Consider the following 16,695-nt stretch of genomic DNA (forward strand, 5'->3'; position numbering starts at 1 on the left):
TAGCGTTCATCCTGAGCCAGGATCAAACTCTTCATCGTTAATTTTTATAGATCTTATAAAAGATCCAGTTAACAACTAATTGGAATTTCTAGTACTCAAAATGGTTTATTCTCTTTGTTTAAACACTACCGTTTCCAGTAGCATTCTTACGCTGTCAATTCAATATGTTTATGAACTTTTTTTTATCTTATCTAAACTCGTCTCCTCGTTTAGCGGGTGCAAATATAAAACCCTTTTTTCATTCCCACAATGCTTTTTAAATCTTTTTTGAAAAAAAAATTTAACCTTTTTTTCTCGATATAAAAACCATTATTTTTATGAACTTCGCTTTTAACATCGCTGCCGTTTTTAGCGGCTGCAAACATACAACCTTTTTTAATTCTCAAAAGCTTTTTTTAAACTTTTTTTTATTTATTTTTTGAAGCTTTTTATGAACCTCGCTCTTTACTCGATTCTTACAAATCTTAAGCCCTAAGCGGCTGCAAAGATACCCTCCATTTCCTGATAACCTAAGCTTTTTTTATCTTATTTTTAGATACTTTTTTACAACCTGAAATACAGTGAGTTATAATCAGGTTTTTATCCTATAATTATTGTTAATAATCTCATTATACTCTTATATGCCTTTTTTATGCTTTCTTCTTATTATTATAACTACTTTTTTTCGTCAGCTTTCAAGGTTTTTATCTAAGCTCGTTTTTATAGGGTTTTAAACTTTGAAAAATGGCCAGTTACTAAATCTAATAAAGCTTTATTCTTAGAATAAACTCGACTTAAACATCTTTAATCGGTTTTCTTTTTACTCTCTTCATGAAATACTGGTCGATCTAAAGAACAACCAAACTCACTTTTACACATAAAAAAACCCTAAATAGATTTTTAAATACTATACAGGGCAAAATAGCGTGTGGCTTTTAAACCAAACGCCTGTTATATGATAGGTTTATAAAAAGAAATTCCAAACAACACCAAAGCGTATAGAAAAGTCTCTATACGGATTATTTGGCGCTGAATAAAAATTATACCCCGTGAAGGATGAATTAAAATGTTCTGCTTTTAAATAGATTCTGGTTTGTCGAATTTTTGCGTTTATAAAGAAATCTAAACGAGGAAAGCCCCCGTATTCTCTTTCGGTTTGCACATAAAATTCTGCCAGCAATGGATTGTAAGCATTCATATAATACTTAGTAAAGTAATTGAAGGTTACTCCTGTTTGCAGATACATGGCCTTTTTAAATAAATGACTAGAATAGTATAAGGTATTACGAATTATAAATTCTGGTACATTTAATATATTATCGCTATCTTCTACATTTTGGTATAGTAAGGTATTATTTAAAGCAAACTTGCCAACTTTTATTTCTCTATCTAATTTAACTCTTAAATAATTGATTGATTTGTCATTTTGAAACGCCTGCACCTGACTACTTGTTTCATCTTCTTTGAAGTAAACATAATCACTAATAGTAGAATAATCGACTGATATATTAGCTATTTTTTTCGATTTTAATTGAAATGCTAATTGTTCTGTTTCGATATTATTAAAATTATTTTGCCAATTATAACTTATATAATCACTTTGATACAATAGAGTATTATAGTTTGGTGCTTTTGAACTATGGTTTACTGATGCTGTTGCAGATAAATCATCATTAAGTTCAAAGGTTGCTTTTGCTTTTAAGAAATTGCCATCGAAATCTCCTGATACATTTAGTCCTAGTGATCCTTCTAAATCGAAACCCTTATATTGTTTATGGTACTTACCTCCTGCAGAAAATATATTTCCTTTTAATCTGTTAACAATTATGTTTCCATTTAATTCTGTTAACTTATTATAACCATAGTTGTAATTATTGCTTGATATATTAAATTGCAAATCACCAATTATATTATTACTATAGTTTAACTGCACCTGGTTATAAAAATTTTCCAGCGTTACTCGGTCTTTAATTGTACTTTTAAATGCATTTCCAAAAAAAGTTGTTGCCGAATTTTGGTCATATTGATAGTATTTATCTTCAAATGATATGATATGTCCTAAACTAAGTTTATTTTTTGATAGTGAATCTTTTTTCTTGATAATTTTATAGTTGTGTTCTAAATGAAACCGCTTTGCTTTTATGATATTTTCGGTGTTTGTTAAATTCACTTCTAAGATAGAGCGTTCTAAAAATTCTTCGACCCCTGTTTCAAAATTTGCTACACTAGGATCGTCTTGAAGTCCACCATTCTCCTGGCTCATCAAATCTTGTGTTACTATGTGCCCCCTAGCACTGTAACGATTATTTTTAGTTCTATAATTTGATGTAAATCTAAAATTACCTGAACTTGTTAATATACTCTGATACTTCCCTAATGAACGCAATCCTTTATACGCTATCGAGAAATTAAATTCTGGCGATGTATTTACTGTAAAGAACGAATCTGCTAATTGCCCTTGCTCAAAAGCCGTTTTAAAAAACAATTCTGTAAATGGTGTTGGTACGCGATAATAATTAATATCTTCAATCTCCATATAATTGAAGTGTCTTGCTCGGGCACCAAAGCTAGGCATTAAGTTAGTACTCTGTAAATTATAAGTTAAACTATTATATGTTTGCCCCAGATTTGAAAATGGGATTAAACCAAAATTGTCTCTTCGTAGGTAATTAAACTTATATTCTTTTTGAATTGTTAACGTCGTATCTACAAAAGTGGTATCATTCTCGCGAGAGATTATTAAGTAGTCCTGAATTTTAGCTTTTTGATCTTTAGGGTCTTTCTTTGTCATCGAATCTTGTTTCTTCACAACTGCATCCGACAAAGACCTTTTAGTCTTAGACTTTGTTTGCGCGTTTAATGGATTAAAAAGGCATATTAAAAAAAGGGCTAAAAATAGTTTCTTCATAATTATGTGTAAACGGTGCAAATGTAAATACAAAATATGATAACGTGGAAAAATGGGAAAATTATATTTTAATTTCATCATATTTTTCGAACACAAAAAACCCTATACTTACTTGACGCAAGTATAGGGTTAGATTATTACTAGCTAATTTTAATTCTTATGTTATCGGACGAATTTTTCGATTAAAAAAACAATCCATAAGCTCTAAGTGATTCGTAATCCAAACTAGTAAAAGCTCCCGCAGGATCGCTATAGTTACTGATACTTCCTCTGAACGCCCCTTCATTAGTATAAAGCAAACCTTTAGAGCTACCAAAAAACGCTATTAAAGGCAGTACATCTGCTTCAAAAAATGCATCGTTAGCTCCTGAAAATGGTCCTTGATACTCTAAGAACAATGTATTATCTTGAATACTTGCCAAATGACAATAATTTGCTCTAAAATTATCACCGTTAGCATCTTGTAAAAAGACAGCTAAATTAGTACAGTTACCATCAAAATCTAAGAAAACGGCAAAAAAAGAAAATCTTAATACTCCTGGACCAAATCGATTATCTAAATTAGTATTAATTTGATCTAATACCTGTTCTTGAAAACAAGGGCTTAATAATGGATTTGTCCCGTCTGCTGTATCATAAAAATACGTTGAACCTGGTAACTCAAAAATATCTTCTCCCGTAGGAACAGATGGCGACGTTTGAAGGATTCTTGCAGTAGCCCCATTTACAGTTGCTACATATTGAATTTCTGGTGTACTGGAATCTAAGATAAAATCCCTGAAGCTATTATCTCCAACCTCTAATACAGGGCTAATTGATATTGCTTGTTCTCCTCCAATTAACGTAAAAGCGACTCCAAGACTTTGCCTTGAACTAACACCTCCTGCATCTGTAGTTTCAGCATCAAAGAAAATATTATTTGGATCGTAGTTCAAAATATAACTAATGGTTTCGCCTCCATTATTTATTTCCATCACAAGGTTATCATACACAGACGCAGTTGCACAATCAACTTCTGAAAAAGCTTGTCTATTAGCATAAGTAATATCTACACTAGCGACACTTTCTGTATCAAAATCTGTAAAACCTGAGGGAGACATTACAAAAACACCATCGCTACGCACATCTTTAAAAGTAATATTACCATTTTCTTCACCTGCATATTGAAATGAATTGCTCCCAAAAAAGGTATCAAATCCTGCCGCTCCATCTTGGATTAAATCCGTTATATGTCTCGATCCACTTGTAAACACTAATTCTGCCGAAGTAGTTCCTGTAACAATCTCGTATCTCGTGTCTGTAAGACTCGTAGTGCTTTTGAAGTCTGATGTTATTTTAACCCTAAGATCTTCTGTAAAATTCATGTGAAAATTAATGCCTCCCACAACATCATCATTTGGAAAATATACCCCAGAAAACCCCTGCGATTCCGACAGCAATAATGTTCTTAATTCACTTATTTCTTTATCTATTCTTACTGTTGGCGAATCGTCAAATATTTCTTCAGTTCTATCTACTTCACAGGAGTTTAAAACTAGTGTTAACATTAATAAACTGAATATATAATTAATTGTTTTTTTCATTTTTATTTTTTTTTAGTCCAAACTATCTAAAAGTGCTTGATATGCTAATTCCTGTAATTCATAAAGGTCTATACCAAAATTTTCTTGAAAATACGTTAGCACAATTTCTAACTTTTGTCTTATAATTGCCTGCCCAGAAGGACTCGCACTATCAATAATTGCTTCAAAATCTGCTCTGGAGTTTGTTAGCATAGTTGCTACAATTTCAACAAAATCTTCATTTTCTTGACTTGATGCATATGCTGTAATAAATCCTAAATCCAAATATTCTGAAGGATCTGGATTACCAAACTCATCAAAACCTAAATTAAACCACTGTGCGGTATAATCTGCAGGTGTAATTAAACCAAAATCGTCAGTAAAAGGAAATTTTTGATTTAAGATATGTGCATATTCATGATGCAATGTTTGTAGAGGTCTTCTAACACTATTCACATCAGAATAATCCAAAAAGTCTAAATTAAAAAATGTAATTCTGGTACCAGCTTCTGCAATACCTAATGTTATTGTAGGGCTGTTTGGATTAAAATTAAATCCTCCTGAATATACTATTTGACGTGGCGTAATTTCTGCTATAAAATCCTCACCTCCCAATTTATTATAGGGATCAATCCAAGTTCTTTTTATGGTTTCAGACCAGCGTTGCACATCATCTTCCTTCATAGGATATAAAAATCTAGCGATATCAGTATTACTTGCTCCCCATAAGTATGATATTTCAATGTTGTAAGGTGAAACAAAATTAGATCTTAACCATACATCTAAATCTGATAGAATTGGTGTACTTGCATCTATTTGGCTTTCTTTTATGGTATCAGAAGAATCACTGCATGAACTTATTAGTAAAGCAACTAATACAAGATTTGCCCATATTATATTTTTTATGTTTTTCATTTTAATCATTTTAAAAGTTTAACAAGGCTATCTTGGATTAGGTAAAATACCGCGAGATTGCGCCTCCGTTGGGATTTGTAATGCTCTTCTGTTATCTCCTTTAGGTAGCGTTAATGTTTCTGAAACACTTGGTGTCAACTGTCTTTCATGTTCAACTACTATATCATGCCTTTTCATATCGAACCAACGTAAGCCTTCATTATAAAATACGGATCGTTTTGTTTGTAAAATGACATTTACAAAGGGTAATGCATTTGCTGGTATCTGGTAATGTGGTGTATAAAAATCTGAATCAATTCCGAAATTGGTTGTAATATCATCAGTAGATAGTACAGCAGCACTAGTATATCCTTCAGACTTTACAGACAATAATGTATTTAAATCATCAGCTGCTAGTTGAAATTCTCCAAGCATCGCGTAAGCTTCAGCCCTGTTAAACATAGTTTCATCGGTTGTTAAAATCGGGGTTTGCACAAAAACAAGTCCTATCCCAGCTGCTTGGTTTGTTGTTCTAAAATACTCATCATATTTTGGAACGTTGAAAAACAAATCTTGGCCAAACACTTGTTCTGACCACGCCAAACCAGCAGCATTACCATTGAAAAAAAGCTCTCTGGCCAGATCACCACTTAATTGAAAACGCAAAGAAGCGTGATTTCTGCTATACACTGAAGAACCTACTGTAATTAAAAGATTTGCTGGTTCTAGAGTTGAAGAAAACCTCAAAGCTCTTTCGCTATAACTTAAACCTGCTGCTCTGTATTCATTTGCATAATCTCTTAAGTCATTAACACCAGATCCAGATCCTAAAACTTCATTACTATAATCTATTACCTTTTGCCAATCTCCTTTAACTAAATAGAAACGAGATGCAAATGCATTGGCTCCTCTTGTTGTGAAATGAAATTTTGGCTCACTATAATTTAAATCATTGCCAATATATTTGAGTCCTTCAACTAAATCTGCTTCTATATTATCATAAACTTCTTGCACAGTATGCCTTGTATATTGAGGCAGCAATGTAGTTTCTGGCTCTGTGATATAGGCAATTCCTAAATCTGACGAAGCAGTAGATGGGTTATAGGCTTTTGCAAAAATACTTACCAACATAAAGTGAGCATAGGCTCTACACAGAAGCGCTTCTCCTCTTTGATTCACATCAATTACTCCTAATTCATCTAGAGAAGCTAAAGCTTGATTTGCTTGTGATATAGCCTCGTAAGCCCCATTCCAATAAAAGGTTGGTGTATCTTCATCATTATCAAAAAAATCGCCCCACTCATACATAAAATCATTTAGGCGGGATTCTTCAGCAGAAAAACTTTTATCATCTGCATTATCGGACATTGGTTCTAAAAAAGGAGTATATAAAGCTTGTGGATACGCATTAACTAAAAGCTCGCTTATTTTTTCTAAAGAATCTATCTCTGTTCTATTGTCTGGAGACTCGTCTAATATATCATCACATGATACTAAAACTAAAAATAGCGTAATGACAGATATTTTTATTAAATTATATTTTTTCATAGTTCTTTTTATTAAAATCCAACATTAACTGTAAACGTATATAATCTAGTAATTGGGAATGCAACACCACCAGACCTTATAAATTCTGGATCTTGCCCAGCCAATTTTTTATCAGAATAAAACAGGAATGGATTTGTAGTTTGTAAACTTAACCTGAAGCGACTCATCCCCAATTTTTGAACAATGTTTTTATCCAGTGAATATCCAAGGGTAATATTTTTCATTCTAATAAAATCCCCATCTGCTATACGTTCTGTAGAGTAATTGTAGGCATTATAGATCTGTCTAGAGTTCGTTTCCCCACGTCTTTGTATGAGTTGTGTTGATGGAATCACTGGTATATTAGTGATATTTTCATCTCCAGGGGTTAACCATCTATTGAGAAATTCAGTAGGAAAAACTGATAAATCTGAATAATTGGATGCGTATGCTGGATCTAATCTAATTTTATTACCTGCAGAAAACGAAATAAAGAAACTAAAATCCCAATTTTTGTATTTGAAATTATTAGCGAAACCACCTGTAACATTAGGTAATGTTGGCCCTTCGTATTTAAGATAAGACAATGGATCATCGGTTGACTGAAAGTCGATACCATCTTCTGGCAAAGTAAATGTAGGATATCCATCACTATCTAATCCTTCAAAATTATATGAAAACAAAGAATTAGGAGCAAAACCTACTGCATTACCAAACTGACCTCCTGTAATTAAATCAAATACATTGGGCTCTTGCTGTAATTCTGTAATTTCCTGATCAAGTAATGATATATTAAAACCAGAATTCCATTTAAATTCATCATTTGATACATTTACCGTATTAAGCTGAAATTCTATTCCTTTAGTTTCTAAAGAAGAGAAGTTTCCTAATTTTATAGGTTCTCCACCAATCCCAGAGGTTGTTATAAAATCTATTAAGTCTTTTCCATCTCTAAAATAAGCATCAATATTCATGGCTATTCTGTTATTGAATAAACCAATATCTAATCCTAAGTTATATTCTATTTGCTTTTCCCAGGTTAGTTCTGAGTTTTGCAAATCTATTATATCAATGGCATTTTCTCTATCTGATATAAAACCTCTATCGGTAACTTGATTTCTAAATATGGCTTCATTATTAGAAGCGGTATTAGCGATCAAAGCAGATAAACCATAAGAAGTCCTTAGTACTAAATTATTAATAATGCCCGAGTTATCTATAAAGTTTTCCCTATGCACGTTCCATCTTCCAGAAACGGTGTATGTTGGTAACCATCTGGTACCGTCAGATTTACCAGCTCTATTGGAGCCTTCATAATTCCCTGAAAGATTCAAAACATATTTCTTGTCAAAATCATAAGTTGCATTGGCAAAAAACGTAATTTCTCTGTTTCTGGTTTCTTGAAAACCAAAATAATCATCTCCTTCCAGAATTGCTTTTCTTAGGATATCTGGATCTGTAAAAACAGTACCTCCTCTTGAAAATTGGTAGCCATAACCCGTATTAAATCCAGCCGACCTATCTGTATGCCTATATTCCTGACCTCCATAAAGTGTCAATCCATGTATGTCATCTTTAAACCGCTTCTTATATTCTAAAGTATTCCTAAAGGTATATGTTGTAATTGTATTCCTATTACTTCTTAAAATACCTCCAACTGGAAGCACGACTCTTGGACTTGAATTTGGAAGTTCTGGATCTTGAAATAAAAATGTGTTTGCATCTCTTATTATAGTATTATCATTTGCTCTGTAAGCTTCTGCTGCATTTGAAAACTCTGTAGTAGCATGATCACTTGTTGAATTTGCATAGCGAGCTGTTCCTAAAAAAGAATATTCAAGATGATCATTAATCTTGTAATCTAATTGCGCTTGAAAACGAACATCGTTAACATTTAGTTCAACAGAATTATTCTCTATTTCTTGTAAAATATTGAATGGCGCCCAATTGTTACGAACGAATTCTAAATCGCCATTATTATCTCTTGGACGTATTGCTCTACTTGTATTAAGAGCATAATTAAAAGGGTTTGTATCAAATTCTCTATTGAATGAACCAAAAAAGTTATCCGATTCTCTATCTAAGGTACCTGGTGCGTTTTGATTTCTTATAGAGGCATTTAGCTGCGTAGTTATTTTTAATTTATCATTATCTCCTAAATAGTATGTGTTTCTTAAATTACCTGTTAGTCTTCTTACTCTATCTGCTATAGTCCATCCTGGGTCTGCAAAATAACCTATGGAAGCATATGTGGTACTTTTTTCACCACCTGCGGAAAAACTCAAAGTATGTGTTTGGGTAGGTGTTGGTCTAAACAATTCTTTGAACCAATTTGTGTTTGCCAATTCGTATTGTTGTAAAAATCTAGCTCTTCCTTCTGGAGTATTACTAACTTCAAAAACGCCTTGTTCATTAGGTTCTAATGAATTGTATAACAAATTATAAATACCACCGTTTCGTCCATTAACTACTCCTGTATTTGTTATTTGTCCTACTTGCTGGCTTGCCAACTGTCTGTAAATTGAAACCGTTTCTTGCGAATTCAAAAGGTTATATTCATCGTAACTCGGAATGGCTCTAACAGCATATTCTGAAGTATAATTAAAAGTTGGTTTTTGATTCCTCTTACCAGATTTAGTAGTAATCACCACAACTCCGTTTAAAGCTCTTGCTCCATATTGAGCACTTGCAGAGGCATCTCTTAAGATTTCAAAACTCTCTATATCATTAGCATTTAATCCTGCTAAGGCAGAACTTAACAAACTATTAAGATCACCAGCAACTAAGTCTTGAAATGATATATCAACAATTTCTTCTTGTATTGCACCATCTACAACCCAAATAGGTTTTGTGTCTCCTAAAATAGAAGATGACCCTCTTATTGTAATTCTAGGGGCTGCGCCAAAAGTTCCTGTTACGTTTTGAACACTCACACCAGCTGCTCTACCTTCTAGACTTCTTGTTAAATCTGGGACTGCATCTAATTTAATATCTGCCGCTTTAATGGTTTGCGATGCTCCTGTAAATAATTCTCTATCTACATTTTGATATCCTGTGATTACCACCTCGTCCAAACCTTCAGGGTTCTCTTCCATAACAATATCAATAACATCATTTAGCCCCACTGTAACATATTTAGTTTGCATCCCTACGAAACTAACTTTTAGAATATCTCCCTCGCTAACGTTGATGGCATAGTTACCATTAAAATCTGTTTGAACACCTCTTGATGTTCCTTCTATAATTATATTAACACCAGGTAATGGCAAGCCATCTGTTACGGAAGTAACTGTTCCCGAAATTTGACGCTGTGCACTAGATTTAAGGGTTTCTTCTTTTTTATTTAAAATTATCTGGCGCTCATTTACTGAGTAACTAAGCCTTTCGCTATTTAAAACTCCATCTAAAACCTTATAAATAGACTTGCTTTTAATTTGAATGTTACCTAAAGCTTTTTTTAATTCGGGTAATACTTCATCATTGTAAATAAATACAAATTCACTTTGGCTTTCTATAGATTCTATCATATTCATTAATGTGGCTTCCTTAATTTCTATTCTCAACTTTTTACTTTGAGAATATGAATTAGTGAAAGAATACAATGCAAATAGGACTAAAAAGACGCTGAGGCTTTTCATCACGAAGTGTGTTTTATTCCTAAGATCTAAGAGGAAATCATAGAAATTTTGGTTATTTTTCATAAATTTGAATTGGTTTTTAATTAAACTTGAACTGCCCGTTTAGCAGTTTTTTTATTCAGAGAATGTTGGCGCATTCTCTGTTTTTTTATTTTAATACATAGTTGCTATTATTTATTATTTCGAATTTAAATTTTGTTGTTATTGTTAAGTTCTCTAGTGTTTGTTCTATCTTATCATTTAGATCTAGTTTCCCACTTACGTTTACATGTTTTGCTTCAATCATGTTATCGAAAACGATACTCACATTGTAAAAACGCTCTATCTTTCTAACAATATTCACTATGGATGCACTCTCAAAATATAAAAGCCCAGAAGTCCATAATGTATAATTATCTGTATTTACATCTTTAACATCAACACGCTCTTCATTTTTATTCCACGATGCCAATTGCCCTGGTTTTAAAATCGTTTTTTGTGTTCTAAATATATTTTTCTCTGTAATTGCGACTTTACCTTCGGTTAGAACCGTTAAAATATCAGAATCGATGGGGTAAGCTGATACATTGAATTTTGTTCCTAGCACCTCTATTGAAAAATTTTCTTCAATGGTTTTTACAATAAATGGTTTTTCTTTATTAGCTGCTACTTCAAAAAATGCTTCTCCAGAAAGAAAAACAGCTCTTTCTTTAGAATCAAAATTTTCAGGAAATACAAACGTTGTTCCTGCATTAAGGTGAACCACAGAACCATCTGATAATATAACTTTACTTCGTTTTCCAAAAGGTACAATTAATTTATTAAAAAGTAAGATTTTACCTTCGTTTTTTTTATTTATAATTATTGTATCCTTCTCATTTAAAACAACTTGACCCAACTTAGTATATTCGATTAGAGATTTTTTCTCATCTATTAACAAAGGTTTTCCAGATTCAAAAATTAATTGGGTATTTGTTTTTGCTACAGAATCTAAAGACATTTCATTTATATTATCAAAAATAAAATCATTCGTCTTTTTAAAATTATTATTAACAAATACGGTTGTAGCGATTAATACCAACACCAATATTGCTGCGTATTTATAAGCTCTCTTAACCAAGTTATATACCTTTTTTGGTTTATTTTTATTATCAATTTTATTTAATAGCTTAGTAAGTATTTCTTCTTTTTCTTTTTCTGAAAGCTTAGCCTCTTCAGTTTTTAGATCTATTAAAATGCCTTTTAAAGTATTAATCACCTCTTTTTCCTGTGGATTTTTTAGAATAAAATCTTGCCAAAAACGGGTTGTTTCTGGTGTTGGATTATATACCCAACTTAAAAAAGATTCATTTTCTATATACTTAGAATAAGGCTCCATATCTTACTTTTATTCTTATAGGGGAATTAATCTCTTTTTTGTGGACACTTTTTTAGAGATATTTCAAAAAAAATTCAACAATCGCCTAATAATGGGCAATTATTTAACCTATTTTATTTAAACCAACTGTCACTTACTGGTCTCAAGACAAGCCATAGAGATATTTTGCCAGTTTCATTTTTGCTCTTAGAGTCAAGAACAGAATTTTGTATTTTTCCTTATCTAGAACTGATAAAAAAGGCAGTTCTGATAGTTCTAAAGGAAAGGAGAATTGGAACCCTCACCCTAATTCGAAGAATTTTTAGATTAAAGTGTCATTAAAAGAGAATACATATTTGAATTTGTAACATTATCTAAGACAAGGTTTTTTCGCAGTTTTTTTATAGCTCTATAAACCTGTTTGCGAACAGAGTTATGATTTATATCAATGATTTCTGAAATCTCAATATAGTTGAAGCCTTTTGTAAATCTTAAATAGAGTATTTCCTGTTGCTTAGATGTTAGTTCTTTAGTTATTGTTGCAACAAGTTTTTGTTGCTGTTTTTCAACTTCTTTATCTATGGTCTTAGTTTCAATATTATATGTTGTAAAAAAAGACATGTTTTCGTTTTCTGGCAAACTACTTTTCTTTCTCTCTTTCTTTAACTCCCGAAACATGCTACGCTTAAGCGCTTTAAACAAATAAAATTTAATATTTTTAGGTCTCGATATTTGCTTTCTATGCTCGTATATATCTAAAAAAACATCTTGGACACAATCTTTTACAAAATTCTTATTTGGATTTAATTTCATCCCATATGAAAACAAAGCATCTACATTTAAATTATAAATAGATGTAAAGGCTTTTTTATCCCCATCCACAAACTTAACCCAAGTTTCTTCAGATTCTTCTTGTATTGTTTCTTTTGTGATACTCATTAATTACTAAAAACGGACACATTTAGATTAGTCTAGTCCATATACTTTAAACAAAGTACTCTCCTTTTTTATTTGTTAAAAAGGTGAAAATTCAAGTTCAGAAATTGTTAATTATTTAAACGTTTTGTTTCTAAAAAGCTTACAGGTTTAATTAAAAAACAACGCTATTCTACCTGATTCCTTTTTCATACCCAACTTTAAACAATTTAGTAAAAAATATTTAAAACAAAGAAAGCCAGCGATAACCGCTGGCTTTCTTTTAAATATTTAGTCATCTGCTTAAAGATGATCTTAGAATATTTATCTTGAGTTAGTCGGTTACAAACATCTTAATATTATATTAAAAAAACAAAAAAACTCATAAAAAAAGAGATAAACCATCGTTAATTCACCTTTTAATAATTATCAAATCATTATAATATCATTATTTTTATTGAATTATCAATATATTTAAAGCTTTAAAATAATAATTTAATAATACTTACTATCATATTCACATAAAAATGAATAAATTTACTAGGCATGCATAATAATTAGTAGGTAAAATTATAAATTTGACACTATTTTTGTTTAAATGTTATTAAAAAACCATTCCAATTACTCTTTAGAATGCGGTACAGACGAGGCCGGGCGCGGCTGTTTGGCTGGTCCAGTTACTGCAGCAGCTGTTATTTTACCTAAGAAATTCGAAAATTCGATATTAAATGATTCTAAACAACTTAGCGAAAAGAAAAGAGATATTTTAAAACCAATTATTGAAGCACAAGCTTTAACTTTTGGTGTAGCACATGTATTTCAAGAAGAAATTGATAGTATTAATATTTTAAATGCTTCTATTCTAGCTATGCATAAATCTATAGACGAGTTAAATAAAAAGCCACAATTTATAATCGTTGATGGTAATAAATTTAAACCTTATAATGATATTCCTTTTGAAACTATTATTAAAGGTGATAGTATATATTTAAGTATTGCAGCTGCTTCTGTTTTAGCTAAAACATATCGTGACTTATACATGAATATTATTGATGAAGAATACCCCATGTATAATTGGAAACAAAATAAAGGCTATCCTACTAAAGAACATCGCGCTGCTATAAAAAAATATGGTGTAACAAAGTATCACAGGAAATCGTTTAGACTCTTACCTGATCAATTAAAGTTAGACATTTTGTAAGTTTACTTACTCTATTTTTATACGTGCTATAAAATGAAAAATATGTAGGTTTGTAGAAATTAATTTATTTTATGAGAGTTTTTTGTTTTTCCCTCCTTTTAATATTGGTTTTTAACTGTACAAACACAAAAAAAAACCGCTCAAAACTCATCGATTTCACACCAAAAAACGCCTCTATAATTATAAAAACTCCAAATCTTGAGAGTTTAAAAAACAGTATTAACAATAATGATTTTTTACAAAAAATTTCTAAAACAGATTCATACAAAAACTTAGAAAACACATTAGGCAACTTAACTTATTTAAAGCCAACAAGTGATATATTAATTTGCTTGTCTAAAGATTTAAAAGACAGTTTGCAATATTCAATAATAACAAAATTTAATAGTCAACTATTTAAAACAGATTCGTTACCAAACTATATTGAAGAAACACTTTTATATAAAAACAAAACAATAAAAAAATCTACATTAAATAATAATACATTCTATAGCACTATTATAGATAGTATCTTTTTTGCTTCTTCTTCAAAAGATCATGTTAATGCTATTTTTAATAATACAGCTATAGATCCTGAGCTAGAAAAAATATATAACACAACTAACACGAATAAAACCTTATCGGTTATTGTAAAACCTGACAACACATTTTTAGAATCATTTTTTATTGAAGATTCTCTTTCTTTTAAAACATTTTCCAATTATATAGCTGCTGATGTTAGTATAAATCAGGATAACATTCTTTTTAACGGCATTACAAAAGCTATCGACTCATCCGAAAGCTTAATTAATATTTTTAAGAACACGATTCCTCAAGAAAATCAAACTTACAATATCACACCATCTAATAGCGATGGTTTTATGAGTTTCACTTTTAATAATTATAAAACGTTTGAAACTAATTTAGCTAAGTTTAATAAAAAAGATTCTATAGCTAAAACAACGCTTTTTAATGATATTATTGAAGTTGGTATTATTTATCAAGGTAAAAACAATGCCATAGTATTAAACTCTATTGATGTTATTGCTACCAAAGATGCTCTTTTAAGTGAACAAAACAGAATTGATTCTTATAGAGGTGTTAACATTTTTAGTTTCGGTCTTCCGCTTTTATTTTCTAATACATTTACCCCTTTAGTATCATTTAATACGGCTAATAAATACTGTATCCTAGACAACTTTTTTGTGTTTGCAGGCAGTACTGCAATGCTTCAAAATATTATTGCCAATTACCAAAACAAGACAACACTAAATGAGAAAGTATATTTTCAGGATATAAAAAATCATTTAAGCGATGCATCCTCATTAATGCATGTGGTAAATCCTGCTTCTTTAAAAACTATTTTGAATAAAAATATTAAAGAAAACTCGAGCTATAAGCTGGATAGTTACAATGTATCTGCTTTACAGTTTATTTACGAGACTAATTTTGCACATGTAAATGGCGTCATAAAAAAGAGCAAAACCAGAGCATCTTTAAATTCTGTTTCTGAAGAACTAAATATTAAACTAGATACAGATATATTGACCGACCCTCAATTTGTAAAAAACCATATCACCAAACAAAAAGAGATGGTTGTGCAAGACATAAACAACAACTTATATTTAATTTCTAACAAAGGAAAAATTCTTTGGAAAAAACAAATACAGGGGCCTATATTGGGCACTATTGAACAAATTGATATATACAAAAACGGCCGTTTACAACTCGTTTTCGCAACCCCGAACAGGGTTTATGTTATTGATAGAAATGGTAATAATGTTGCGCCGTTTCCGATTAAATTTAATGATAAAATCACCCAACCGTTATCTGTTTTCGATTATGATAAAAACAAAAATTACAGATTACTAATTACCCAAGGCAAAAACCTTTTAATGTACAATGTAAGAGCGCAAATTATAAACGGTTTTACCTTTAAATCTGCAAACAACACGATACTACATCAGCCTAAACATTATAGAATTGGTAGTAAAGATTACATCACATTTAAAACTCAAAGTAAACTTTATATTTTAGATAGAACTGGCAAAACAAGAATCACACCAAAAACATCTAGTTCATATTCTAACCAACCAATATTTTTATACAATAACAACTTTACAACCACCACTTTAAATGGGGATTTAATAGCCATAGATTCAAAAGGTAATGCGTCTATTAAAAGTTTAAGTCTTTTAGAAAAACATTATTTAGAAACTACAAGTAAAACGCTTGTAGTATTAAATGAAAATAAACTATCTATAAAAAATAAGACTATAGAGCTCGATTATGGAGACTACTCTGCTCCTAGTCTATTCTATATTAACGATAAAATTTATGTCGCCATTACAGATATGCAAGCTCATAAAATTTATCTTTACGATAGCCAAGCAAAATTACTACCCAACTTTCCAGTTTACGGAAACTCATCAATAATATTAGATAATATTGATAAAGATCGCACGCTTGAATTTGTTACTAAAGGAGAAAGTAACTCTATTATTCTATATCAAATTAATTAGTTCGTAGTCCAATTCTTAACATATTAACTTATAAAGTTATATATAGGTATAAACTTTATGAAATTTTTGTATATGAAAAACTAATTTTTATCTTTAAGGGAGCTATCAACCAATTTTCTACAATAAAAATTTCAAAATATTTATGAAAATTATTGATATAAATATTAAGTGAAAATGGAAATTATTGATGATTAAAATTTAATCAATACCATACCTTGATTTGATGAATTTAAA

At 30.7% G+C, this 16,695-nt stretch carries 10 protein-coding genes; 2 read left to right on the forward strand and 8 right to left on the reverse strand.

What is annotated here, in order from left to right; genetic code table 11:
- Positions 1-209 precede the first annotated feature (209 nt).
- The 8 genes from Q4Q40_RS08845 to Q4Q40_RS08880 form a co-directional block, all read right to left on the reverse strand.
- Entirely contained in the window at positions 210-386 is a 177-nt protein-coding gene (locus tag Q4Q40_RS08845) for a hypothetical protein (RefSeq protein ID WP_303301434.1), read from the reverse strand.
- Between the two features lie 557 nt (positions 387-943).
- Positions 944-2,770, reverse strand: a complete 1,827-nt coding sequence (locus Q4Q40_RS08850) for a putative porin (protein WP_303301435.1) — start codon at positions 2,768-2,770, stop codon at positions 944-946.
- Positions 2,771-3,069: 299 nt separating this feature from the next.
- Positions 3,070-4,470 (reverse strand): DUF4302 domain-containing protein, encoded by a 1,401-nt coding sequence (locus Q4Q40_RS08855; RefSeq protein ID WP_303301436.1) that lies wholly within the window; start codon positions 4,468-4,470, stop codon positions 3,070-3,072.
- Positions 4,471-4,482: 12 nt separating this feature from the next.
- Positions 4,483-5,364 carry a substrate import-associated zinc metallohydrolase lipoprotein gene (locus Q4Q40_RS08860; RefSeq protein WP_303276127.1) on the reverse strand — a complete coding sequence of 294 codons (882 nt, stop codon included), beginning with the start codon at positions 5,362-5,364 and terminating at the stop codon, positions 4,483-4,485.
- A gap of 27 nt (positions 5,365-5,391) precedes the next feature.
- Positions 5,392-6,891 carry a RagB/SusD family nutrient uptake outer membrane protein gene (locus tag Q4Q40_RS08865; RefSeq protein WP_303301437.1) on the reverse strand — a complete coding sequence of 500 codons (1,500 nt, stop codon included), beginning with the start codon at positions 6,889-6,891 and terminating at the stop codon, positions 5,392-5,394.
- A gap of 11 nt (positions 6,892-6,902) precedes the next feature.
- Positions 6,903-10,433: a SusC/RagA family TonB-linked outer membrane protein gene (locus tag Q4Q40_RS08870; RefSeq protein WP_303301438.1), complete on the reverse strand. Its 3,531-nt coding sequence runs from the start codon at positions 10,431-10,433 to the stop codon at positions 6,903-6,905.
- A gap of 223 nt (positions 10,434-10,656) precedes the next feature.
- Complete coding sequence (locus Q4Q40_RS08875) at positions 10,657-11,865, reverse strand: FecR family protein (RefSeq protein ID WP_303301439.1); 1,209 nt, start codon at positions 11,863-11,865, stop codon at positions 10,657-10,659.
- A gap of 306 nt (positions 11,866-12,171) precedes the next feature.
- The gene (locus Q4Q40_RS08880) at positions 12,172-12,783 is read right to left on the reverse strand and encodes an RNA polymerase sigma factor (RefSeq protein ID WP_303301440.1); all 612 of its coding nucleotides are present in this window, start codon (positions 12,781-12,783) and stop codon (positions 12,172-12,174) included.
- 574 nt (positions 12,784-13,357) lie between these two features.
- On the opposite strand from Q4Q40_RS08880, the gene rnhB reads away from it, so the two are divergent.
- Entirely contained in the window at positions 13,358-13,960 is a 603-nt protein-coding gene (gene rnhB, locus Q4Q40_RS08885) for a ribonuclease HII (protein WP_303301441.1), read from the forward strand.
- A gap of 104 nt (positions 13,961-14,064) precedes the next feature.
- Positions 14,065-16,461 carry a ribonuclease HII gene (locus Q4Q40_RS08890; protein ID WP_303301442.1) on the forward strand — a complete coding sequence of 799 codons (2,397 nt, stop codon included), beginning with the start codon at positions 14,065-14,067 and terminating at the stop codon, positions 16,459-16,461.
- Positions 16,462-16,695 lie beyond the last annotated feature (234 nt).

This window comes from Flavivirga jejuensis (assembly GCF_030540765.1).
GTDB classification, from domain to species: Bacteria; Bacteroidota; Bacteroidia; order Flavobacteriales; family Flavobacteriaceae; genus Flavivirga; species Flavivirga jejuensis.